Consider the following 21740-nt stretch of genomic DNA (forward strand, 5'->3'; position numbering starts at 1 on the left):
GGGCCGGCTCCGGGCGGCGGTGGCTTCCGGCTACCCGAGCGGGGGCTGGTGCGTGCAGCCGCAAGGCGGTGGCGTCCTCCGGAGGTCCTCGGTGCTCTGCGGCGTCGCCACGGCGCGCGCGGCGGCGAGCGCGCGGCGCACCGCCCGGTCGTCCGGTGACGGTACGCGGACGGGTCGGTGGGGCCGTGGGGGCGGGGGGTGGGGATCTCCTGACCGGCCGGTGCGGGGTCGGCGACGCGGGGCGCCTCAACCCGCCAGTGCCGCCGTCAGTTCACGCACCGCCACCACGTCCATCCGCCCCGGCGCGCCCAGGACCGACGCCCCACAGCTCTCCGGCCGGGGCGGAGCGGACGCGCTCTGAGCCACGACGACCCGCCAGTGCCGTCCGTCGGCGTGGGCGACGGTCACCTCCCAGCGCGGAGCCCGGCCCTCCGTGCGGACGACGCCGAGGGCCTCCGCCGCGTCCTCGCCGGTCGCCGCGCGCACGGCCAGCTCCGCCGCCTGGCCGGGCCGCTCCCAGGCCGAGCTCCCGCGGCAGCCCTCCAGGACGATCCGGCCCTCCCGGACGCCGTGCAGGGCCTGCTCGACGGTGTGCGCCTCGGCCCGGCCGTACGCATATCCGTGCGGCAGGACGAGCACGGTGGGGGAGAAGCGGTGACCACCCAGATGGGTGACCTCCCAGACGCCGTCGACGCCCGAGGTCGCGAGTCCGGCGGCGAGGGGGCGGCCCAGCAGCGCGCAGCAGCGGTCGCGCTTGCCGTTGGTGCAGACGAGGGCGAGCGGGGCACCGTGGTGCGGCCGGCCCTGGAGCGCGGTGTCGAAGCCGCGGTGGTCGCCCCGGCCGAGCGCTGCGAAGTCGAGGTCCAGCAGTCGGGCCGGGTCGCTGATCGTGGCGCTGCGCAGCCAGACCCGTCCGGGGACGGTGTGGGCCGCGTACACGCGGCGCACGGTGGGACTGCCGAGGTCCGCGTGGCGTCCGGGGCGCCGGATGAGCACGACGCGGACGCCCGTGTTCCGGGCGGCTGCCTCCAGGGCGCGGCCGATCGCGGGATCCAGGTGGCTCGAAACGAGCGCCTTGGCGCCCCAGGGGCCGGGCTGTTCCAGCAGGAGCCAGGTCCTGGCCGTGGGCGCGGTTCCGGACAGGGGCTCGTCGAGGTCCCGCGAGACGGCCGTGCACGTACTCACAGAGGTGAGCCTAACCTGACTTGGGGCCGAGAGGCTTCCGGAGAGGGTGTGTCCTCGGGGCGCGGATCCGCGCGCTGCCGCGCCGAAGTGCTCGTGACGTGGTCACCGAGCGCGTCTTTCCTGGTCAGGGTGGTGCTGCGGACAGGCGGCGGCAGGCGGCGGGGAGGCTTCTTCCCTCCCGGGAGGACGCCGACGAGGGCGGCTTGCCGCACGTCCGGCACGGCGGGCGCCGCAGCCCCGGGCACGGCCGGGACGAACCTCCCGAAGGCGTCCGAAGGCGCCCGCTCACCGGCGCAGTCTCGCCCATACCGGTCAACTCACACACACCGAAGACGCGGCTGAGTGACTTTTGCAGCGAAGCCCTCACCAACCTCGCTACCGTTCTGCCACCCAACTGTGCCCAGAACTGTCGAAGGACCGATACCCCTTGAAGATCGTGCGCCGCATCGGTGTGCCCCCGAGCGCCCGAGGCAGTAACTCGGGAGCCACGTGCCCGGACGTGTTCGAACTCAGCGACGGCAACTTCGCCGTCATCGGCACCGAGGCCACCGAGGCGCTGGACGGTGAACTACCCGCGGACGCTGCTCGTGCCGACTACGAACGCATCGTCATCGTGAGCAGGGAGACCCTGATCCGCGCCAAGGCAGACATCCCCGACGCCTGATCCCACCGCACGAGCACGCGCCCACCCGCAGACCCGTCCCGTCACCCGCCCCGGCCGCACGCAACCGATGAGCGAGCCGGTGCCCACCCGGCGAGCAGCCCGGCACCCCGCGTCCTTGCTCGATCCCCACCGATGAGGCCTGGCGCCAGAACGGCACCAGGCCGCACGCACCGACGCCGGGTCCCGCGCTCGCCGGTGCCGACCGCCACCCGTCATTCGTCCGCATCGTCCGTCGGCGGACGGCCCACCACCCACCACTCGTCCGTGTCGGCGTCGTCCAGGTCCATGACCAGGCCGTCCGTCATCCGTCCGATCCGGGCCTCCTCGGACGATTCGTTGAGGCTCGCGCGCTGGTGCCTCGACGCCTCCCAGTACTCGCGGAAGACGGCGCTCTGGAAGAACTCCCGCAGGTGCCTGTACAGCTCCTCCCGGTCCAGGAGCTCCGCCTGGTAGAGGTGGAAGAGGTGGGCGTACCACGCGTTGGCGTAGAGGAACTGGCGGCGCTTCTCCGCGGGGATGGTCTTGTCGTAGGTGTCGATGACCGCGGCGAGGGAGGGGTCGTCGATCGCCCTGGCCGTCAGTTCCCAGTGCATCCGCTGCTGATGGGCCAGTGCCTTGCGCCGGATCGCCAGCTCCTCGGGTTCCGGCCGCCGCTCCTCACGGCGGGCAGCCTCGAGGCGCAACCGTCGTGCGGTGAGCGTCACCGCGGCGGTGACGAGCAGAAGGCCGAGCGTGGCGGCCCCCAGCCTCTCCGCCTTGTTCCTCTGTGTGGTCATGTCAACCCCCGAATCAGGCGGCCGTCAGCCGGTCGTCGGATGCGGGTGGACTGACGGGGACCGGCGAGCGGTGGGCGGCGCTTGCCGTCTCCCAGCTTGCCGAGCGGCTCTGATCGGCGGGGAGGCGGAGAGGAGGCGCACGGAGGGAAGCGAGGGTCGCACGCCACGGCGCCTTGCCCGACGTCTGCCCCGCACGGGCTGCTAACAATCGTTCACTCCGGGGCGATTCCATCGGCTCGTATCCTGGGTCCGCATTCCGTCCCCGACCGTGCGCCGGGCAGTGAGCCGGTGCACGCACAGGTGCCAGAGAGGTCGCACATTGAGGCAGAGCCGCAGCTCGCAGCAGATCCCGGTCGTCGTACTCGCCGGATTCCTCGGCTCCGGCAAGACGACCCTGCTCAACCACCTGCTCCACCACAGCGGCGGCAGCCGTATCGGCGCCATCGTCAACGACTTCGGCGCCATCGAGATCGACGCCATGGCGGTGGCCGGCGCGCTCGGCGACTCCACCGTCTCCCTCGGCAACGGCTGCCTGTGCTGCGCCGTCGACGTCGGTGAGCTCGACGTCTACCTGGAACGGCTCGCCCGGCCCGGCGCCGGCATCGACGTCGTCGTCATCGAGGCCAGCGGGCTCGCCGAGCCGCAGGAGCTGGTGCGGATGGTGCTGGCCAGCGAGCACCCGGGGATCGTCTACGGCGGTCTCGTCGAGGTCGTCGACGCCGCCGAGTTCGACGAGACCCGCACGCGGCACCCCGAGATCGACCGCCACCTCGCCCTCGCCGACCTGGTCGTCGTGAACAAGCTCGACCGCACCCCCGACGCCGAGCGCGTCCTCGCCCTCGTCCGCTCCCTCACCGACCGGGCCGCCGTGGTCCCCGCCGTCCACGGCCGCATCGACCCGGAGCTCCTCTTCGACTGCCGGCCGGGCGAGGAGCGCGTCGGGCAGCTCTCCTTCGACGACCTGCCCCGCCGGGACGACCACGCGGACGGCGGTCCCGACGGCCACGACGGTCACCTGCACACCGCCTACGACAGCCTGTCCTTCGTCTCCGACGTGCCTCTCGACCCGCGCCGGGTGATGACGTTCCTCGACAGCCGCCCGGAGGGCCTGTACCGGATCAAGGGATACGTCGACTTCGGCCCGTACGACCCCGCCCACCGCTACGCCGTGCACGCGGTCGGCCGCTTCCTGCGCTTCTACCCCGAGCCCTGGCCCGACCTCCGGGGATCCGACGAGCCCCGCCGCACCCAGCTCGTCCTCATCGGCTCCGGCATCGACGCGGCCGCGCTCGGCGAGGAACTGGAGGCGTGCAGGAGCGACGTCCCGCACGCCGACGAGCACGGCATGTGGGGCGTGCTGCGCTACGTCCAGGACCCCGAGGACGAGGAAGCCCCCCGGGACCCCGTCGCCGGAGCCCGGGAGCCCGCCGTCCCCGAGGAGCCCGTGGACCCGGACGAGCCCACGGACCCCGACGAGGATTCCTTCGCGCGGGTCTAGAGCGGCCCCGCCACCACCGCCACGGTCTTCGCCAGCGACACCCCCGAGCCGTCGCGGCGCGGGTCGATCTCGGGCAGCTCGGCCGGCATGCCGTTCTTCTGCGCCGCCCGTGCCGGAAGGGCGCCCGCCCAGGCGAGGGACAGGCAGTCCTCGCCCTTCAGGAACCGCTGGCAGCGCACACCGCCCGTGGCGCGGCCCTTGCGCGGGTACTGGTCGAACGGGGTCAGCTTGGCCGTGGTCTGCACGGAGTCGTCCAGCGTGCCGCGCGAGCCCGCGACCGTGAACACCACCGCGTCCGCGGCCGGATCCACCGCCGTGAACGAGATCACCTTGGCGCCCTCGGTGAGCTTGATGCCCGCCACCCCGCCCGCCGGACGGCCCTGCGGGCGGACCTGAGCGGCCTGGTAGCGCAGCAGCTGGGCGTCGTCCGTGATGAAGACCAGGTCCTCCTCGCCCGTGCGCAGCTCGACCGCGCCGACGATCCGGTCGCCGTCCTTGAGGGTGATGACCTCCAGCTCGTCCTTGTTGGACGGGTAGTCGGGCACCACGCGCTTGACGACACCCTGTTCCGTGCCGAGCGCCAGGCCCGGGGAGGACTCGTCGAGCGTGGTCAGGCAGACCACCGTCTCGTCGCCCTCCAGGGAGACGAACTCCGCCAGCGGGGCCCCGCCCGAGAGGTTCGGCGCCGACGCCGTGTCCGGGAGCTGCGGCAGGTCGATGACGTTGATCCGCAGGAGCCGTCCCGCCGAGGTGACCGCGCCGATCTCCCCGCGCGCGGTGGCGGGCACCGCCGAGACGATCACGTCGTGCTTGGTGCGCTTGCCGTCCGTGGCGTCGAACGGCTCGGCGTTCGCCGTGCGGGCCAGCAGGCCCGTCGACGACAGCAGCACGCGGCAGGGGTCGTCGGCGACCTGGAGCGGTACGGCGGTGGCCGGGGTGGCCGCCGACTCCAGCAGGACCGTACGGCGCTCGGTGGCGAACTTCTTGGACACCGCGGCCAGTTCGGCCGAGACCAGCTTGCGCAGCTCGGCGTCCGACTCCAGGATCCGGGTCAGCTCGGCGATCTCCTCGTTGAGCTTCTCCTTCTCCGCCTCCAGCTCGATGCGGTCGTACTTGGTCAGACGGCGCAGCGGCGTGTCCAGGATGTACTGGGTCTGGACCTCCGACAGGGAGAAGCGCTCCATCAGGCGCTCCTTGGCCTGCGCGCTGTTCTCGCTGGAGCGGATCAGACGGATGACCTCGTCGATGTCGACGAGGGCCGTGAGCAGGCCCTCCACCAGGTGCAGCCGGTCGCGCCGCTTGCCCCGGCGGAACTCGCTGCGCCGCCGGACGACCTCGAAGCGGTGGTCGAGGTAGACCTCGAGGAGCTCCTTCAGGCCCAGGGTGAGCGGCTGGCCGTCGACCAGCGCGACGTTGTTGATGCCGAAGGACTCCTCCATCGGGGTCAGCTTGTAGAGCTGCTCCAGGACCGCCTCCGGCACGAAGCCGTTCTTGATCTCGATGACCAGGCGCAGGCCGTGCTCACGGTCGGTGAGGTCCTTGACGTCGGCGATGCCCTGGATCTTCTTCGAGCCGACCAGGTCCTTGATCTTGGCGATGACCTTCTCGGGACCGACGGTGAACGGCAGCTCGGTGACGATCAGGCCCTTGCGGCGGGCCGTCACGGTGTCCACGGACACGGTGGCGCGGATCTTGAAGGTGCCGCGGCCCGTCGCGTAGGCGTCCCTGATCCCGGAGAGGCCGACGATCCGGCCGCCGGTGGGCAGGTCGGGGCCCGGGACGTGCCTCATCAGGGCGTCCAGATCCGCGTTCGGGTAGCGGATCAGGTGGCGGGCGGCCGCGACGACCTCGCCCAGGTTGTGCGGCGGCATGTTGGTGGCCATGCCGACCGCGATGCCGGAGGAGCCGTTGACCAGGAGGTTCGGGAAGGCGGCGGGCAGCGCCACCGGTTCCTGCTCCTGGCCGTCGTAGTTGGGCGCGAAGTCGACCGTGTCCTCGTCGATCGACTCCGTCATCAGGCTCGTCGCCGCGGCCTGGCGGCACTCGGTGTACCGCATGGCGGCCGGCGGGTCGTCGTTGCCCAGCGAGCCGAAGTTCCCGTGGCCGTCGACCAGGGGCACGCGCATGGAGAACGGCTGGGCCATGCGGACCAGGGCGTCGTAGATCGACGCGTCGCCGTGCGGGTGCAGCTTGCCCATGACCTCGCCGACGACGCGGGCGCACTTGACGTAGCCGCGGTCGGGGCGCAGGCCCATCTCGTTCATCTGGTAGACGATGCGACGGTGCACCGGCTTGAGGCCGTCGCGGGCGTCCGGCAGGGCGCGGGAGTAGATGACCGAGTACGCGTACTCGAGGAAGGAGCCCTGCATCTCGTCGACGACGTCGATGTCGAGGATCTTCTCCTCGTACGCGTCGTCGGGCGGCGGGGTCTTCGTGCTGCGGCGGGCCATCGCTGCCGGCTCCTCCTGTTTTCTGGTCGCTCGCCTGCGGGGCGCTCGCGACCCTTCGGCTCACTCTTGGCGAAGCGTGTGACGTGATCTGATGCGGACCATTGTGGACCGTGGCACTGACAGCGCGTGCCGGTACCCGGGCGTCGGCGTCCGGCCCCGGCCGGAGGGCGTCTCCTCCACGGCTGTCCGCAGGCTACGCGATCTCGCTCTCGGCGTATGTCGTCCGGGAACTTCGCCGACGCTCCGCACGCTTGCATACAGTGGCAGGACCGGCAGGAAAAGCGCGGTTTCGACGACCGCGTCCGCGATCGGAAGGGACGTACATGCCCATGGGTCACACGGCCACAGACCAGGCAGGCACCGGGGGCCTGACAGCGACCGAGCACCGCCTGGCCAACGGCCTGCGCGTGGTGCTCTCCGAGGACCACCTGACCCCCGTCGCGGCGGTGTGCCTCTGGTACGACGTCGGTTCGCGCCACGAAGTCAAGGGGCGTACCGGTCTGGCTCACCTTTTCGAGCACTTGATGTTCCAGGGCTCCGCGCAGGTCAAGGGCAACGGCCACTTCGAGCTCGTCCAGGGCGCGGGCGGCTCGCTGAACGGCACGACCAGCTTCGAGCGCACCAACTACTTCGAGACCATGCCCGCCCACCAGCTGGAGCTCGCCCTCTGGCTGGAGGCCGACCGCATGGGCTCCCTGCTGGCCGCCCTGGACGACGAGTCCATGGAGAACCAGCGCGACGTCGTCAAGAACGAGCGCCGCCAGCGCTACGACAACGTCCCGTACGGCACGGCCTTCGAGAAGCTGACCGCCCTCGCCTACCCGGAGGGCCACCCCTACCACCACACCCCGATCGGCTCGATGGCCGACCTGGACGCGGCGACCCTGGAGGACGCGCGCGCGTTCTTCCGCACCTACTACGCGCCCAACAACGCCGTCCTGTCGGTCGTCGGCGACATCGACCCCGAGCAGACGCTCGCCTGGATCGAGAAGTACTTCGGTTCGATCCCCGCCCACGACGGCAAGCCCGCCCCGCGTGACGGCACGCTGCCGGACACCATCGGCGAGCAGCTGCGCGAGGTCGTCGAGGAGGAGGTCCCGGCCCGCGCCCTGATGGCCGCCTACCGCCTGCCGCAGGACGGCACGCGCGCGTGCGACGCGGTCGACCTGGCCCTCACCGTCCTCGGCGGCGGCGAGTCCTCCCGCCTCTACAACCGTCTCGTCCGCCGCGACCGCACGGCGGTGGCGGCCGGCTTCGGCCTGCTGCGGCTCGCCGGGGCGCCGTCCCTGGGCTGGCTGGACGTGAAGACCTCCGGCGACGTCGAGGTGCCGGTCATCGAGACCGCCATCGACGAGGAGCTCGCCCGGTTCGCCGAGGAGGGCCCCACGGCCGAGGAGATGGAGCGCGCCCAGGCCCAGCTGGAGCGCGAGTGGCTGGACCGCCTCGGCACGGTGGCCGGCCGCGCCGACGAACTGTGCCGGTACGCCGTCCTGTTCGGCGACCCGCAGCTCGCCCTGACCGCCGTGCAGCGCGTGCTGGACGTCACGGCGGAGGAGGTGCGGGAGGTGGCCAAGGCCCGCCTGCGCCCCGACAACCGCGCCGTACTGGTCTACGAACCCACCGAGCCGACCGACAGCACCGCCGACGAGGACGAGAACGAGGAGGCGGCCAAGTGACCGAGCTCGCCACGATGGACTTCCACCCCCAGCCGCAGGCGGGCGAGGCCAGGCCGTGGGCGTTCCCGGCCCCCGCGCGCGGAACGCTCGACAACGGCCTGACCGTGCTGCACTGCCACCGGCCCGGCCAGCAGGTCGTCGCCGTCGAGGTCATCCTCGACGCGCCCCTGGACGCCGAGCCGGCCGGACTCGACGGCGTCGCCACGATCATGGCGCGGGCCTTCTCCGAGGGCACCGACAAGCACTCCGCGGAGGAGTTCGCCGCGGAGCTGGAGCGCTGCGGCGCCACCCTCGACGCGCACGCCGACCACCCCGGCGTCCGCCTCAGCCTGGAGGTCCCCGCCTCCCGCCTGGCCAAGGCCCTCGGCCTGATCGCCGACGCCCTCAGGGCGCCCGCGTTCGCCGACAGCGAGGTCGAGCGCCTGGTGCGCAACCGCCTCGACGAGATCCCGCACGAGCTGGCCAACCCGTCCCGGCGCGCCGCCAAGGAGCTGTCCAAGGAGCTGTTCCCGGCCGACGCGCGCATGTCGCGTCCGCGCCAGGGCACCGCGGAGACGGTCGAGAACATCGACTCCGCGGCGGTCCGCGCCTTCTACGAGAAGCACGTCCGTCCCGCCACGGCCACCGCCGTGGTCGTCGGCGACCTGACGGGCGTCGACCTGGACGCGCTCCTCGGCGACACCCTGGGCGCCTGGACGGGTTCCCCGGCCCAGCCGCGGCCCGTGCCGCCGGTGACCGCCGACGACACCGGCCGGGTCGTCATCGTGGACCGCCCCGGCGCCGTCCAGACGCAGCTGCTGATCGGCCGCGTCGGCCCCGACCGGCACGCGCGCGTGTGGCCCGCCCAGGTGCTCGGCACGTACTGCCTCGGCGGCACCCTCACCTCCCGCCTGGACCGCGTCCTGCGCGAGGAGAAGGGCTACACCTACGGCGTGCGCGCCTTCGGGCAGGTCCTGCGCTCCGCGCCGGACGGCACGGGCGCCGCGATGCTCGCCATCAGCGGCTCCGTGGACACCCCGAACACCGGTCCCGCGCTGGAGGACCTCTGGAAGGTGCTGCGCACCCTCGCCGCGGGGGGACTCACCGACGCCGAGCGCGACGTCGCCGTGCAGAACCTGGTCGGTGTGGCGCCGCTGAAGTACGAGACCGCCGCGGCCGTCGCCGGCACCCTGGCCGACCAGGTCGAGCAGCACCTGCCCGACGACTACCAGGCGGCGCTGTACCAGCAGCTCGCCGCGACCGGCACCGTGGAGGCCACCGCGGCCGTCGTGAGCGCCTTCCCGGTGGACCGTCTGGTGACCGTCCTCGTCGGTGACGCCGCCCGGATCAAGGAGCCGGTCGAGGCCCTGGGCATCGGCGAGGTGAAGGTCGTTCCCGCGGAGTAGGGACCGCGGCCGCACGCCCGGCCACCGCGGCACGCGCGCGTGAGGGGCCCTGGTGACCGACGGGTCGTCAGGGCCCCTTCGATGTCCGAATTGAGCGAGAGGCTGCCTGTCTGCCCTGTGGCATGCGCTACAAAACCCCCGTTGCGTTTGGGCGCGGACGGCGGGCGCGTCTAGTTTCGTCCGGGCTGTTCGTCGGGCAGTGCGCCGCACCCGCGGCACCGGACAGTCATCGCCGAGTCCCCGTACGGCGCGAGCCAGGGGAGCCGGGGACCCACACCTGTGCAGTCCCTGGGGTGAATCGGACGCCCGCGCGTGCCGCGAGGGGGCCCGTAGGAGACCTTCCTGCTCCGAACCCGTCAGCTAACCCGGTAGGCGAGAGGGAAGGAAAGGACCGCTCAACTTCATGGCGTTCACCTGCGCCACCGGGAAGCACCGTCGTCCCGGCCGGACGAAGCGCACCACCGCCCGCGCGGCGGGCATCGCGGCGCTCACCACCACCGGCGTCATCGGAACCGTCGCCTCCACCCCGGCTCTCGCCGCCGAGACCTCCTCCGAGCAGACCGGCCTGATCCCCGTCGTCACCATCGGCGACTCCGTGGCCGAGCAGATCGACGACCAGGTCGCCGCGCAGAAGCAGGCCGCCCGGGAGGAGGCCGCGCGCAAGGAGGCGGCCGCCCTGGCCGCCGCGAAGGTCGAGAAGGAGCGCGAGGCCAGGGCCCGCGCCGCCCGCGCGGCCGAGCGCGAGCGCCTCAACACCTTCGTGTCGCCGATCACCGGCTCCTACGTCTCCACGAGCTACCGGTCCGGTGGCTCGCTGTGGTCCTCCGGCAGCCACACCGGCATCGACTTCCACGCCTCGAGCGGCACGCCCGTGCACGCGGTCGGGCTCGGCACCGTCGTCGAGGCCGGCTGGGGCGGCGCGTACGGCAACCAGGTCGTGATCCGGATGCACGACGGGACGTACACCCAGTACGGTCACCTGTCGTCGATCAGCGTCTCGGTGGGGCAGGAGGTCGCCCCGGGCACGCGGATCGGTCTCTCCGGCGCGACCGGCAACGTCACCGGCCCGCATCTGCACTTCGAGGCCCGCACGAGTGCGGAGTACGGCTCGGACATCGACCCGGTCGCCTACCTCCGCAAGCACGGCGTGGACGTCTGACGACGCACCGCGACGGATCGTCCCGGCCCCGGCCTTCCCGGCCGGGGCTTTCGTCGTTTCCTGCGCTCCGCTGTCCAAAAAATATCCCTGGATTCCGGCCCGCCGTCGGAAATTCCGGCCCGCTGCAATAGAGTCTTTGACCACGCGTCGCTCGTCGGCGTTTCACGGGGATTAAGGCGGAGGTCGGTCATGCGTATTCCGGCGCACTCGGTGTGCACGGCCATCCGGGACGACATCGTCGCGGGTGTCCACGAGCGTGGCGGCCGCCTCACCGAGGAAGTCCTCGCGCGCCGCTACGGCGTCTCGCGCGTCCCCGTCCGGGAGGCCCTGCGCACCCTGGAGGCGGAGGGCTTCGTCGTGACGCGGCGGCACGCGGGCGCGTGCGTCGCCGAACCGACCGAGCAGGAGGCGGCGGACCTGCTGGAGATGCGCCTGCTCCTGGAGCCGCTCGGAGCCGCCCGGGCCGCCCAGCGGCGCACCGAGGCGCACCTGAAGGTGCTGCGCGGTCTCGTCCGGCTGGGTCAGGAGCGCGCCAGGAGGGGCAACAGCGACGACCTGCGCTCCCTGGGCGGCTGGTTCCACGAGACGCTCGCGCAGGCCTCCGGCAGCCACGCCCTGACCTCGACCCTCACCCAGCTGCGCCACAAGATCGCCTGGATGTACGCGGTGGACGCGCCGGCCGACCCGGTGGACTCCTGGGCCGAGCACGGCGCGATCGTGGACGCCGTCGCGCGCGGCGACGGCGAGCGCGCGCGGGCGATCACCGCGCTGCACACCGAGCGCTCGTCCGCCGCGCACCGGCCGCGCTTCCCGGGCGGCGACCGCCCGGACCGTGTGAGGACTTCGCAACACGTCGTCAACATGTCGGGCCCACGCCATTAACACGAGGGCCGTATACAAAGAGGGGTTATTCGGCGGACGTGGATTTCCGCTGCCCTTTTCGTGGTGCGCCGTGAATTCCTGGTGGCGCGCTCTTCGTGTGCGCGTGCTTTCCTTTTCGGCGTGCTCGGGCTGATTTTCTTCGCGAGGCCGCGTGAAGGCGCCGGAGCGCGACCGTGCCGAAACGGCGGAGCCGCGCCGCCCGGGAAGGGCGACGCGGCTCCCTGTGCGCCGCGGGGCTCAGACGGTCTCGGGAAGCTCCTCGAGCCCCTCGGAGACCAGCTTGGCCAGCCGGTCGAGCGCGACGTCCGCGCCCTCGGCGTCGGAGGCGAGGACGATCTCCTCGCCGCCCTGGGCGCCCAGACCGAGGACGGCCAGCATGGAGGCCGCGTTGACGGGGGTGCCGCCCGCCTTGGCGATCGTCACCGGGACGCCCGCGGCCGTGGTGGCCCGTACGAAGATGGAGGCGGGGCGGGCATGGAGGCCCTCGGCCCAGCCGACGTTGACGCGGCGCTCAGCCATGTGTTGCTGCCCTTCAGTGCTCAGGGTTGTCTAGACCAGTGTTCCACACGTGGAGCGTGCCGGGAACGGTGCTGTGTCCCTGTCCCGCGTCCCGTTCCCGTCCGGCCGCCCGGGCCCCGGCCCGGCCTCCCGTCCTCCACAGACTGCCTCGCGCCGTTGTCGTGCGCGAGCCGTACTCTGGGCCCCATGCAGAGCGCCCCGGACCGGCACGAGTACCCCGCCCACTGGGAAGCCGACGTGGTGCTGCGCGACGGCGGCACCGCGCGCATCCGGCCCATCACCGTCGGCGACGCCGAGCGCCTGGTCAGCTTCTACGAGCAGGTCTCGGACGAGTCGAAGTACTACCGCTTCTTCGCGCCCTACCCGCGCCTGTCCGCCAAGGACGTCCACCGCTTCACGCACCACGACTTCGTGGACCGGGTGGGACTCGCGGCCACGGTCGGCGGCGAGTTCATCGCCACCGTGCGCTACGACCGCATCGGCGCCGGCGGCCTGCCCGCCTCGGCGCCCGCCGACGAGGCCGAGGTCGCCTTCCTCGTGCAGGACGCCCACCAGGGCAGGGGCGTGGCCTCCGCGCTCCTGGAGCACATCGCGGCCGTCGCGCGCGAGCGCGGCATCCGGCGGTTCGCCGCCGAGGTGCTCCCCGCCAACAACAAGATGATCAAGGTGTTCACCGACGCCGGGTACACCCAGAAGCGCAGCTTCGAGGACGGCGTCGTCCGTCTGGAGTTCGACCTCGAGCCCACCGAGCGCGCCCTGGCCGTGCAGCGCGCGCGGGAGCAGCGCGCCGAGGCCCGCTCCGTGCGGCGGCTGCTGGTGCCCGGCTCGGTCGCCGTCGTCGGGACCGGACGCACCCCCGGCGGCGTCGGCCGCAGCGTCCTCGGCAACCTCCGGGAGGCGGGTTTCACCGGCCGCCTGCACGCGGTGAACAAGGCGTTCCCCGAGGACCTGAAGGAGCTCGACGGCGTCCCCGCCCACCGCTCGGTGCGCGACATCGACGGGCCCGTGGACGTCGCGGTCGTCGCCGTCCCGGCGGAGCACGTGCCCGAGGTCGTCGCCGAGTGCGGGGAACACGGCGTGCAGGGACTCGTCGTCCTCGCCGCCGGCTACGCCGAGAGCGGCCCCGACGGACGCGAGCGCCAGCGCGAACTCGTGCGGCAGGCGCGTGCGTACGGGATGCGGATCATCGGGCCCAACGCCTTCGGCATCATCAACACCTCCCCGGAGGTACGGCTGAACGCGTCCCTGGCGCCGGAGATGCCCCGCCCCGGACGCATCGGCCTGTTCGCCCAGTCCGGCGCCATCGGCATCGCCCTGCTGTCGCGGCTGCAGCGGCGCGGCGGAGGCGTCACCGGCGTCACGGGCGTGTCGACGTTCGTCTCCTCCGGCAACCGCGCCGACGTCTCCGGCAACGACGTCCTGCAGTACTGGTACGACGACCCCGACACCGACGTCGCCCTCATGTACCTGGAGACCATCGGCAACCCGCGCAAGTTCACCCGCCTCGCACGCCGTACGGCGGCCGCCAAGCCACTGGTCGTGGTGCAGGGCGCCGGCTCCGCCCCCCAGGGGCACGCCGTACGGGCCACGCGGCTGCCGCGCGCGACGGTGTCGGCGCTGCTGCGGCAGGCCGGCGTGATCCGCGTCGACACCATCACCGAACTGGTGGACGCCGGCCTGCTGCTCGCCCGCCAGCCGCTGCCGGGCGGACCGCGGGTGGCCATCCTGGGCAACTCCGAGTCCCTGGGGCTGCTGTCGTACGACGCGTGCCTCTCCGAGGGACTGCGTCCGCTGCCGCCGCTCGACCTGACCACGGAGGCCTCGGCGGAGGACTTCCACGCGGCGCTGGCGCGCGCCCTGGCCGACGACACCTGCGACGCGGTCGTGGTGACGGCGATCCCGGCGATCGGCGAGGCCTCGCCCGGCGACGCCGAGCTGGCCCAGGCGCTGCGCTCGGCCGCGGCCAAGGGCCCCGCCAAGCCGGTGCTCGTCGTGCACGTCGAGCTCGGCGGTCTGGCGCAGGCCCTGTCGGCCGCCGCGAGCACCGCCCCACGCGCGCGTGCGGCGACGGCGGACGCCGGCGCACCGGACACCGGCCCGGGACCGGCCCCCGTGCCCGAGGCCCCCGAGGGCACCCGCCTCATCCCCGCCTACCCCGCCGCCGAACGCGCGGTCCGCGCCCTCGCCGAGGCCGTGAAGTACGCGCAGTGGCGCCGCGAGGCCGCCGACCCCGGCAGGGTCCCCGAGCACGAGGACATCGACGAGAAGGGCGCCGCCCGGCTCATCGGCGGGCTCCTCGCGCGCGGACAGGGCCTCACCCTCGGCGCGGACGAGACCCGCGAGCTGCTCGGGCGGTACGGCATGGCCGTGCGCCGGGCGACCCCGGCCGCCACCCCCGACGAGGCCGCGCGGGCGGCCGCCGACCTCGGCTACCCGGTGGCGCTCAAGGCCACCGCCCCCCACCTCAGGCACCGCGCCGACCTGGGCGGCGTCCGGCTCGACCTCATGGACGAGGAACAGCTGCGGCGCGCCTACGCCGAGTTGACCGAGCTGTTCGGGACGCCCCAGGAGGTGCGTCCGGTCGTGCAGGCGATGGCCCCGCGCGGGGTCGACACCGTCGTCCGCGCGGTCATCGACCCGGCGGCCGGAGCCGTCCTCTCGTTCGGGCTCGCCGGGGCCGCCTCGCAGCTGCTCGGCGACATGGCGCACCGCCTGATCCCCGTCACCGACCGCGACGCCACCTCCCTGGTCCGCTCGATCCGGACGGCACCGCTGCTGTTCGGCTGGCGCGGCTCGACGCCCGTCGACACCCCCGCCCTGGAGGACCTGATGCTGCGCGTGTCCCGGCTGGTCGACGACCACCCCGAGGTCGTCGCGGTCACGCTGGAGCCGGTCGTCGTCGCCCCGCACGGCCTGAGCGTCCTCGGCGCCTCGGTCCGGCTCGCCCCGCCGCCCGTCCGCGACGACCTCGGCCCACGGACGCTCCCGGCGTACTGACGCGGCCTCCCGGCGCACCGGAGCGGCGGCGAGCGGGGCCCGGCGGCGGACGAGGTCCGGCGGCGAGCGGCGATGTCCGGCGGTTCCGGGCGGTCCCTCGCAGTCAGCGGGTCCCCGTAGGATGGACGGCATGGCCAAGACCAGTACGACGACCCAGGGGCTGCGTGCGGCGATCGAGCGCAGCGGCTACTACCCGGCCCTCGTGGCCGAGGCGGTGGAGGCCGCCGTGGGCGGCGAGCCCATCCGGTCGTACCTGGTCCACCAGGAGACCACCTTCGACCAGAACGAGGTGCGCCGGCACGTGACGGTGCTGGTCCTCACCGGCAACCGCTTCATCGTCAGCCACACCGACGAGCAGGCCGCCGACACCACCTCCCCGACGCCGTACGCCACGACCTCCACCGAGTCCGTGAAGCTCGACCGGATCTCGTCGGTCGTGGTCAGCCGGGTGGTCGCCAACCCGGAGTCGTACACGCCGGGCACCCCGCCGCGCGAGGTGGTGCTGACCATCGGCTGGGGCGCCGTCTCCCGCATCGACCTGGAGCCGGCCGCCTGCGGCGACCCCAACTGCGACGCCGACCACGGCTACACGGGCAGCTCGACGGCGGACGACCTCAGCCTGCGCGTCAGCGAGGCCGGTGACGGGCCGGAGACGGTGCGCCAGGCGCTCGCCTTCGCCCAGTCGCTCTCCGAGGCGACCGCGGACCTGACCCGCTGATGTCCCAGCTCGCCTCCTGGGACCACCCGGAACCCCTCGCCGTCTCCTCCGCTCCCGTCCCCGAGTACGGCTCGGGCTCCCTCGCCGACCTGCTGCCCACCCTGGCCGCGGGCATGGGCGTCCCCGGCATGACCGCGGCGATCCCGGAACTGACCGCGGCCGACCGCAACTGCGTCTTCCTGATCGACGGCCTCGGCTGGGAGCAGATCCAGGCCCATCCGGACGAGGCGCCCTACCTGCACGCGCTGCTCGGCAGCTCGCGCGGCGGCACCGGACGTCCGATCACCGCCGGCTTCCCGGCGACCACCGCGACCTCCCTCGCCTCCGTCGGCACCGGCCTCCCGCCGGGCGCCCACGGCCTGCCCGGCTACACCGTGCGCAACCCCGCCACCGGCGAGCTGATGAACCAGCTCCGCTGGCACCCCTGGACACCGCCGGAGCCCTGGCAGCCGTACCCCACGGTCTTCGAGCTGGCCGACGCGGCCGGCGTGCACGCCGCGCAGGTCTCCTCGCCCACCTTCCAGAACACCCCGCTGACGAAGGTGGCCCTCAGCGGAGGAACGTTCCTCGGGCGTCTGACCGGCGAGGAGCGCATGGACGTCGCGGCCGAGCAGCTCGCGGCCGGCGACCGCTCCCTGGTCTACACGTACTACGCCGAACTCGACGGCGCCGGCCACCGCCACGGCGTCGCCTCCGACACCTGGCGCGGCCAGCTGATGCACGTCGACCGGCTGGTCCAGCGCCTGGCGGAGCAGCTCCCGCCGCGCAGCGCGCTGTACGTCACCGCCGACCACGGCATGGTCGACGTGCCCTTCGACGAGCAGCACCGCATCGACTTCGACGAGGACTGGGAACTGCGCGCCGGAGTCGCCCTGCTGGGCGGCGAGGGCCGCGCCCGCCACGTCTACGCCGTACCGGGCGCCGAGGACGACGTCCTGACCTGCTGGCGCGAGGTGCTCGGCGAGCAGTTCTGGGTGGCCTCCCGGGACGAGGCCGTCGCCGCGGGCTGGTTCGGGCGGCCCGGCCAGGTCGACGAGCGCGTGCACGCCCGCCTCGGCGACGTGATCGCGGCCGCCCGGGACGACGTCCTGCTCATCGCCTCCGAGCGGGAGCCGAAGGAGTCGTCGATGGTCGGCAACCACGGCTCGATGACCCCCGCGGAGCAGCTCGTCCCCCTGCTCGAAGTACGCTCCTGACCCGCGCTCCCCGACCCCTCGCCGAAAGGTGCTCAACTCCCCATGCCCGAGCTGGTGTTCTTCTCCGGAACCATGGACTGCGGGAAGTCGACGCTGGCTCTCCAGATCGAGCACAACCGCTCCGCGCGGGGCCTGCAGGGCGTGATCTTCACCCGTGACGACCGCGCGGGCCAGGGCAAGCTGTCCTCCCGCCTCGGCCTGGTCACCGACGCCGTCGAGGTGAAGGACGGGCAGGACCTGTACGCCTACCTCGTCGACCACCTCTCGCACGGCGGCCGGGCCGACTACGTGATCGCGGACGAGGCGCAGTTCCTCGCGGAGGAACAGATCGACCAGCTCGCGCGCGTGGTCGACGACCTCGGCGTGGACGTGTACGCCTTCGGCATCACGACCGACTTCCGCTCCAAGCTGTTCCCCGGCTCCCAGCGGCTCGTCGAACTCGCGGACCGCGTCGAGGTCCTCCAGGTCGAGGCCCTGTGCTGGTGCGGCGCCCGCGCCACGCACAACGCCCGGACCGTCGGGGGCGTGATGGTCGTCGAGGGCGCCCAGGTCGTCGTCGGCGACGTCAACCAGGCCGACACCATCGGGTACGAGGTCCTGTGCCGCCGCCACCACCGCCGCCGCATGACGGCGGCGACGGCCCGCGCGGCGGCACTGTCCCCGGACGTGCTGCCGGTCACGTCCGTCTGACCCCGTTCGGCAGGCGAAGCCGTTCGCGGCGCGTCACTGGCGCCCCGGCCCTCAGCCGATGCGGGCTCCCTCGCCGCCGACCCGGACGCGCGGGTCGCCCGCGCGCAGCGTCACCGTGAGCTCGCCGGGGCGGCCCAGGTCCTCGCCCTGGTGCAGGGTGAGGACGGCGTCCTCGGGGACCAGGCCGAACTCACGGGCGTACGCGCCGAACGCGGCGGCCGCGGCGCCGGTCGCCGGGTCCTCGACGACGCCGCCGACGGGGAACGGGTCACGGACGTGGAAGACGTCGGCCGACTCCCGCCACACCAACTGGACCGTCGTCAGGTCCAGACGGTGCATCAGGGCCTCGAGGCGCGCGAAGTCGTACGCGAGGTCCGCGAGGCGGGCGCGGGTCGCCGCCGCGAGGACGAGGTGGCGGGCGCCGGCGAACGCGACGCGCGGCGGGAAGGCCGGATCGAGGTCGGCGGCCGGCCAGTCCAGCGCGGCGAGCGCCTCCGCGAGGTCGGCCTCGGCGATCTCCTCGACGTGCGGCTCGACGCTGGTGAGCGTGGCCCTGACCGTCCCGCCCTCCTCGGTGACCTCCACCGGCACGGTGCCGGCGCGCGTCGCGAACACCAGCTCGCCGGGGCCGATCCGCTCGGCGAGCGCGACGGCGGTCGCGACGGTGGCGTGCCCGCAGAACGGCACCTCGGCCTTGGGACTGAAGTAACGGATGCCGTACGTCCGCTCCTCCGGCTTCGCGGTCAGGAACGCGGACTCCGAGTACCCGAGCTCGGCGGCGACGGCCAGCATGTCGCCGTCGTCCATACCGGTGGCGTCCAGCACGACGCCGGCGGGGTTCCCGCCGGCGGGGTCGCTGGAGAAGGCGGTGTAGCGCAGCACCTCGGGCCGCGGTGCGTTCGTCGTCATGCTCGCGGCAACACGGGGCGGGCCCGCGGCTATTCCTGGACGCGGGCGGCCCGGTCCGGTCGCCGAGAGCGAACGTGAGAGCCCTGCCGTCCGAGACCCGGACCGGCAGGGCTCTCACGACCGTACGGGCGTCAGACGCTCCGCTCCGACGCGGCCAGCCCGACGAAGCCCGCCCACGCCGAACGGGACACCGTGAGCACGGGCCCGGCGACGGCCTTGGAGTCACGGACGTGCACGACTGCCGTATCGGACGCGATCTCGACACAGTCGCCGCCCTCGGTTCCGCTGTAACTGCTCTTGAACCAGGCGAGGTCGGAGGCGACGGTCGAGGACTCAGCGTTGTTCATAGCGATCCCAGCAACCCTTCGATGAGCTCCAGCGACTCTCGCGGATTGAGAGCCTGTGATCGGATGATCCCATAACGGGCGGCGGCCAGAACCCCTTGCTCCGAGTCGGTCTGCAGAGAGCCGATCCCCTGTGCCTCGGCGTACACGAACTTCTTGCCGTCCTTGCGTGTGACGACGGTGAAGGGGCCGTTCACACCGGCGTTGTCCTCGCGGTCGACCGGCATGACCTGGATCTCGACGTTGCGCTTCTGGCCGACCAACAGCAGATGCTCCAACTGCCCGCGCAGTACGGCCTTACTTCCGTAGGGACGTCGCAGGATCGCCTCGTCGAGCACGAAACTCAGCAGTGGGGCAGGACGCCGATCAAAGATGTCCTGCCGCGCCAACCGTGCCGCCACCCGCTGTTCGATGGTCTCCTCGTCCAGCGGAGGGCGCCGCATCCCCAGCAGGGCCCTCATGTACTCCTCGGTCTGAAGCAAACCCTTGACCACCAAAGTGTCGTAGGCGACCAGCTCAATGGCCTCCTTCTCCAAGGCAGCCATCCCCTGGAAGAACACCGGATACTGCGCCCGCTCCACCTGCTCCTTCCACAGGCACAGCAACCCGCCCGCCCCCAGCACCTCATCCGCCCGCTCGATCGTCCTCGGCGACGGAATCCTCCGCCCCTGCTCGAACGACGCGACCGTGGACGCCGAGTACCCGATCCGCCGCCCGAACTCCTCGCGCTCCAGCCCCTCCCGCAACCGCAGCGTCTTCATGGTCTGCCCGAACGCGACGACGACCCCTCGTCCGGCCTCGTCCTCCGGCCGCCGTCCGGCCCCGTCGTCGTTGTCCCAGCCGTCCCCGAGACTCACGACCGCGCCCGCCCCGCCGTCGTTCCCACGCTCCCCGGGAACCGTCTCGGCCCCCGTCGCCGCGCCCTTGCGCTCCGCCATGTCCATCACCGCCTCCCTGCCCCAACGCCCCCGAACGGGACGCGGTCACGGCGCGCAGCGCCTACACGCGCGTACACCTCACGTACAGCAGATCCCTGTCACCGCGTCACCGCTGGTCACGCCACGCGACCGACGGGACCGTGAGGGACATGACGACGAACCCCGTCAATCCGGCTGACACCACCCGACCCGCCGCCCCTTGCGCGCCCTTGAGGGCGACCGCGCCACCGGACCGCACCTTCGGGATGCGCTTCACCTCCACACCCCGCGGAGCCCGCCTCGCCCGCCGTCTCGCGGCCGTCCGCCTGGACGCGTGGGGGATCCCGTACGGCACCGACCCGCACGACGCGCTCGTGCTGATCGTCGCCGAGCTCACCGCGAACGCCGTACGGCACGGGCACGTCCCCGGCCGGGACTTCCACCTCCGCCTCCACGCCGCCCCCGACGGCCGCACCGTGCGCGTCGAGGTCACCGACACCCGCACCGAACAGCACCCCCGCCGTCCCGCCCTCCCGGAGGGCGGCGCCGGCGCCGAGGAGACCGGCCGCGGGCTGCTCCTCGTCTCGCAGCTCGCGACCCGCTGGGACTGGCACCCGCGCCCGGACGGCCCGGGCAAGACCGTCTGGGCGGAGTGCGCGTTCCCGGTACCGCCCCACCGCTGAACCGTCCGTACACGGACGGCCGTGGGGACGGACCGAGGGATGCGCAGCCGCCGGAGCCACCGCACCGTTCCCGTCAGCGCGGCCCCTGCACCAGCGCGAACCGGGCGCCCTCCGGGTCGGCCGCCGTCGCTGTCCTGCCGTGCGCGGTGTCGTGCGCCGGTGCGAGGACCCGTCCGCCCAGGCCGTTCAGGAGGGCGACCGCCTCGTCGACGTCGGCGACCTCGAAGGACGTCAGCCAGTGCGGTCCCCGCTCCCGCAGCGGCGCCGGGCCGACGCCGCGGACGGCGGCGACCGGGCGGCCGGCGGCGCGCAGGGTGACGTGGTCGGGGCCGGCGGCGACGGACGGCTCCCGCTCGTGGCCGAACGCCGTCTCGTAGAACTTGGCGACGTGCGCGGACTCGAAGGTCAGCAGTTCGTGCCAGACGGGCGTGCCGGGCCCGCCGGTGAGGTCCGTGCCGAGGCGGGCGGGCGCCCGCCGGACGCCGAAGACGGCGCCCGCGGGGTCGGAACCGATGGCCAGGCGTCCCGCCTCGGCGGCGTCCAGCGGGCCCACCCCGATCGTGCCGCCGCACGAGCGCACGGTGTCGGCGGTCGCGTCCACGTCGTCCGAGGCGAAGTACGGGGTCCAGGCGGTGGGCGGCCGGCGGTCCGGGGGCAGCCGGCCGAGGCCGGCCACGTCACGTCCGTCGAGCAGGGCCCGCACGGAGGGACCGAGCCGCCGGGGGCCGGGCCGGAACTCCCAGCCGAACAGCTCGCCGTAGAACTCCTGAGCGGCGGTCAGCCCGTGCACCATCAGGCTCACCCAGCAGGGCACGCCGGGCGCGTACCGGGCGTGTGCCTCGCCGTCCGAACCGGCCGATCCACGTGCCTCGGTCATCGTCACCTTCTCCTCGGGCCCCTCGCGGTGGCCGTGTCGCTGCCGCCCTCCGGCCCCCGGGCCGATGCTCGCACCGCCCGGGGCGCCGCGCGCTCCGGGCGCGCCGCCGCCCCGCGGCCCGTGCCGGGAGGATGCCCGGTGTGCCGCTTCCTGTCCGTGTCCGCGCGTTCGCCGACAGATGTCGATCAGTTGTACGGCGTGTGCCCGCTCCCGTA

At 73.2% G+C, this 21740-nt stretch carries 19 protein-coding genes and 1 riboswitch; of the genes, 11 read left to right on the forward strand and 8 right to left on the reverse strand.

The window, feature by feature from the left end; translation table 11 throughout:
• Positions 1-246 precede the first annotated feature (246 nt).
• Entirely contained in the window at positions 247-1185 is a 939-nt protein-coding gene (locus ACH4F6_RS16335) for a sucrase ferredoxin (RefSeq protein ID WP_397960819.1), read from the reverse strand.
• 427 nt (positions 1186-1612) lie between these two features.
• Between ACH4F6_RS16335 and ACH4F6_RS16340 the strand changes: the two genes are divergently transcribed.
• Positions 1613-1849, forward strand: a complete 237-nt coding sequence (locus tag ACH4F6_RS16340; RefSeq protein WP_189147568.1) for a hypothetical protein — start codon at positions 1613-1615, stop codon at positions 1847-1849.
• 212 nt (positions 1850-2061) lie between these two features.
• On the opposite strand, the gene ACH4F6_RS16345 is transcribed toward ACH4F6_RS16340, so the two are convergent.
• Positions 2062-2625 (reverse strand): DUF6082 family protein, encoded by a 564-nt coding sequence (locus tag ACH4F6_RS16345; protein WP_397960820.1) that lies wholly within the window; start codon positions 2623-2625, stop codon positions 2062-2064.
• Positions 2626-2944: 319 nt separating this feature from the next.
• Between ACH4F6_RS16345 and ACH4F6_RS16350 the strand changes: the two genes are divergently transcribed.
• Positions 2945-4123 carry a CobW family GTP-binding protein gene (locus ACH4F6_RS16350; RefSeq protein WP_397960821.1) on the forward strand — a complete coding sequence of 393 codons (1179 nt, stop codon included), beginning with the start codon at positions 2945-2947 and terminating at the stop codon, positions 4121-4123.
• Here ACH4F6_RS16350 and ACH4F6_RS16355 read toward each other — a convergent pair.
• Positions 4120-6573, reverse strand: a complete 2454-nt coding sequence (locus ACH4F6_RS16355; protein WP_397960822.1) for a DNA topoisomerase (ATP-hydrolyzing) subunit A — start codon at positions 6571-6573, stop codon at positions 4120-4122. The genes ACH4F6_RS16350 and ACH4F6_RS16355 overlap by 4 nt on opposite strands.
• A gap of 323 nt (positions 6574-6896) precedes the next feature.
• Between ACH4F6_RS16355 and ACH4F6_RS16360 the strand changes: the two genes are divergently transcribed.
• The 4 genes from ACH4F6_RS16360 (at position 6897) to ACH4F6_RS16375 (ending at position 11675) form a co-directional block, all read left to right on the forward strand.
• On the forward strand, positions 6897-8249 hold the full coding sequence (locus ACH4F6_RS16360) for a M16 family metallopeptidase (protein WP_397960823.1): 1353 nt from the start codon (positions 6897-6899) through the stop codon (positions 8247-8249).
• Positions 8246-9634 carry a M16 family metallopeptidase gene (locus ACH4F6_RS16365; protein ID WP_397960824.1) on the forward strand — a complete coding sequence of 463 codons (1389 nt, stop codon included), beginning with the start codon at positions 8246-8248 and terminating at the stop codon, positions 9632-9634. Before ACH4F6_RS16360 ends, ACH4F6_RS16365 begins: the two co-directional genes overlap by 4 nt.
• Positions 9635-9854: 220 nt before the next feature.
• Positions 9855-10024: riboswitch (cyclic di-AMP (ydaO/yuaA leader) on the forward strand.
• Between the two features lie 13 nt (positions 10025-10037).
• Positions 10038-10793, forward strand: a complete 756-nt coding sequence (locus ACH4F6_RS16370; RefSeq protein ID WP_397960825.1) for a M23 family metallopeptidase — start codon at positions 10038-10040, stop codon at positions 10791-10793.
• Positions 10794-10982: 189 nt separating this feature from the next.
• Positions 10983-11675 (forward strand): GntR family transcriptional regulator, encoded by a 693-nt coding sequence (locus ACH4F6_RS16375; RefSeq protein ID WP_397960826.1) that lies wholly within the window; start codon positions 10983-10985, stop codon positions 11673-11675.
• Positions 11676-11912: 237 nt separating this feature from the next.
• Here the strand turns inward: ACH4F6_RS16375 and ACH4F6_RS16380 are convergent, their stop codons facing one another.
• On the reverse strand, positions 11913-12194 hold the full coding sequence (locus ACH4F6_RS16380) for an HPr family phosphocarrier protein (RefSeq protein ID WP_397960827.1): 282 nt from the start codon (positions 12192-12194) through the stop codon (positions 11913-11915).
• 186 nt (positions 12195-12380) lie between these two features.
• On the opposite strand from ACH4F6_RS16380, the gene ACH4F6_RS16385 reads away from it, so the two are divergent.
• From ACH4F6_RS16385 to ACH4F6_RS16400, 4 genes are all read left to right on the forward strand, one after another.
• Positions 12381-15191: a GNAT family N-acetyltransferase gene (locus ACH4F6_RS16385; RefSeq protein WP_397960828.1), complete on the forward strand. Its 2811-nt coding sequence runs from the start codon at positions 12381-12383 to the stop codon at positions 15189-15191.
• Between the two features lie 121 nt (positions 15192-15312).
• Positions 15313-15909 carry a DUF5998 family protein gene (locus tag ACH4F6_RS16390; protein WP_397960829.1) on the forward strand — a complete coding sequence of 199 codons (597 nt, stop codon included), beginning with the start codon at positions 15313-15315 and terminating at the stop codon, positions 15907-15909.
• Positions 15909-17105 carry an alkaline phosphatase family protein gene (locus ACH4F6_RS16395; RefSeq protein ID WP_397960830.1) on the forward strand — a complete coding sequence of 399 codons (1197 nt, stop codon included), beginning with the start codon at positions 15909-15911 and terminating at the stop codon, positions 17103-17105. Before ACH4F6_RS16390 ends, ACH4F6_RS16395 begins: the two co-directional genes overlap by 1 nt.
• 42 nt (positions 17106-17147) lie before the next feature.
• Positions 17148-17795 (forward strand): thymidine kinase, encoded by a 648-nt coding sequence (locus ACH4F6_RS16400; protein ID WP_397960831.1) that lies wholly within the window; start codon positions 17148-17150, stop codon positions 17793-17795.
• A 51-nt stretch (positions 17796-17846) separates the two neighbouring features.
• Here the strand turns inward: ACH4F6_RS16400 and ACH4F6_RS16405 are convergent, their stop codons facing one another.
• The 3 genes from ACH4F6_RS16405 to ACH4F6_RS16415 all read right to left on the reverse strand — a co-directional run bounded on the left by ACH4F6_RS16405 (position 17847) and on the right by ACH4F6_RS16415 (position 19986).
• Positions 17847-18704, reverse strand: coding sequence for a PhzF family phenazine biosynthesis protein (locus tag ACH4F6_RS16405; protein ID WP_397960832.1), 858 nt, complete (start codon positions 18702-18704; stop codon positions 17847-17849).
• A gap of 131 nt (positions 18705-18835) precedes the next feature.
• Positions 18836-19051, reverse strand: coding sequence for a DUF397 domain-containing protein (locus ACH4F6_RS16410; protein ID WP_397960833.1), 216 nt, complete (start codon positions 19049-19051; stop codon positions 18836-18838).
• Positions 19048-19986, reverse strand: a complete 939-nt coding sequence (locus tag ACH4F6_RS16415) for a Scr1 family TA system antitoxin-like transcriptional regulator (RefSeq protein WP_397961129.1) — start codon at positions 19984-19986, stop codon at positions 19048-19050. Before ACH4F6_RS16415 ends, ACH4F6_RS16410 begins: the two co-directional genes overlap by 4 nt.
• Positions 19987-20135: 149 nt before the next feature.
• Between ACH4F6_RS16415 and ACH4F6_RS16420 the strand changes: the two genes are divergently transcribed.
• Positions 20136-20648, forward strand: a complete 513-nt coding sequence (locus ACH4F6_RS16420; protein WP_397960834.1) for an ATP-binding protein — start codon at positions 20136-20138, stop codon at positions 20646-20648.
• Positions 20649-20721: 73 nt separating this feature from the next.
• Here ACH4F6_RS16420 and ACH4F6_RS16425 read toward each other — a convergent pair whose 3' ends face one another.
• A complete protein-coding gene (locus ACH4F6_RS16425; protein ID WP_397960835.1) occupies positions 20722-21525 on the reverse strand; it encodes a VOC family protein in 804 nt (267 codons plus the stop codon).
• Positions 21526-21740 lie beyond the last annotated feature (215 nt).

This window comes from Streptomyces sp. NPDC017936, from assembly GCF_044328485.1.
GTDB lineage: Bacteria > Actinomycetota > Actinomycetes > Streptomycetales > Streptomycetaceae > Streptomyces.

Excerpts from the sequence above, each read along its gene's own strand:
- ACH4F6_RS16345 (WP_397960820.1), bottom strand. The coding sequence starts at position 2,625 with ATGACCACACAGAGGAACAAGGCGGAGAGGCTGGGGGCCGCCACGCTC.
- ACH4F6_RS16355 (WP_397960822.1), bottom strand. The coding sequence starts at position 6,573 with ATGGCCCGCCGCAGCACGAAGACCCCGCCGCCCGACGACGCGTACGAG.
- ACH4F6_RS16360 (WP_397960823.1), top strand. The coding sequence starts at position 6,897 with ATGCCCATGGGTCACACGGCCACAGACCAGGCAGGCACCGGGGGCCTG.
- ACH4F6_RS16370 (WP_397960825.1), top strand. The coding sequence starts at position 10,038 with ATGGCGTTCACCTGCGCCACCGGGAAGCACCGTCGTCCCGGCCGGACG.
- ACH4F6_RS16375 (WP_397960826.1), top strand. The coding sequence starts at position 10,983 with ATGCGTATTCCGGCGCACTCGGTGTGCACGGCCATCCGGGACGACATC.
- ACH4F6_RS16380 (WP_397960827.1), bottom strand. The coding sequence starts at position 12,194 with ATGGCTGAGCGCCGCGTCAACGTCGGCTGGGCCGAGGGCCTCCATGCC.
- ACH4F6_RS16385 (WP_397960828.1), top strand. The coding sequence starts at position 12,381 with ATGCAGAGCGCCCCGGACCGGCACGAGTACCCCGCCCACTGGGAAGCC.
- ACH4F6_RS16390 (WP_397960829.1), top strand. The coding sequence starts at position 15,313 with ATGGACGGCATGGCCAAGACCAGTACGACGACCCAGGGGCTGCGTGCG.
- ACH4F6_RS16395 (WP_397960830.1), top strand. The coding sequence starts at position 15,909 with ATGTCCCAGCTCGCCTCCTGGGACCACCCGGAACCCCTCGCCGTCTCC.
- ACH4F6_RS16400 (WP_397960831.1), top strand. The coding sequence starts at position 17,148 with ATGCCCGAGCTGGTGTTCTTCTCCGGAACCATGGACTGCGGGAAGTCG.
- ACH4F6_RS16405 (WP_397960832.1), bottom strand. The coding sequence starts at position 18,704 with ATGACGACGAACGCACCGCGGCCCGAGGTGCTGCGCTACACCGCCTTC.
- ACH4F6_RS16410 (WP_397960833.1), bottom strand. The coding sequence starts at position 19,051 with ATGAACAACGCTGAGTCCTCGACCGTCGCCTCCGACCTCGCCTGGTTC.
- ACH4F6_RS16415 (WP_397961129.1), bottom strand. The coding sequence starts at position 19,986 with ATGGCGGAGCGCAAGGGCGCGGCGACGGGGGCCGAGACGGTTCCCGGG.
- ACH4F6_RS16420 (WP_397960834.1), top strand. The coding sequence starts at position 20,136 with ATGACGACGAACCCCGTCAATCCGGCTGACACCACCCGACCCGCCGCC.
- ACH4F6_RS16425 (WP_397960835.1), bottom strand. The coding sequence starts at position 21,525 with ATGACCGAGGCACGTGGATCGGCCGGTTCGGACGGCGAGGCACACGCC.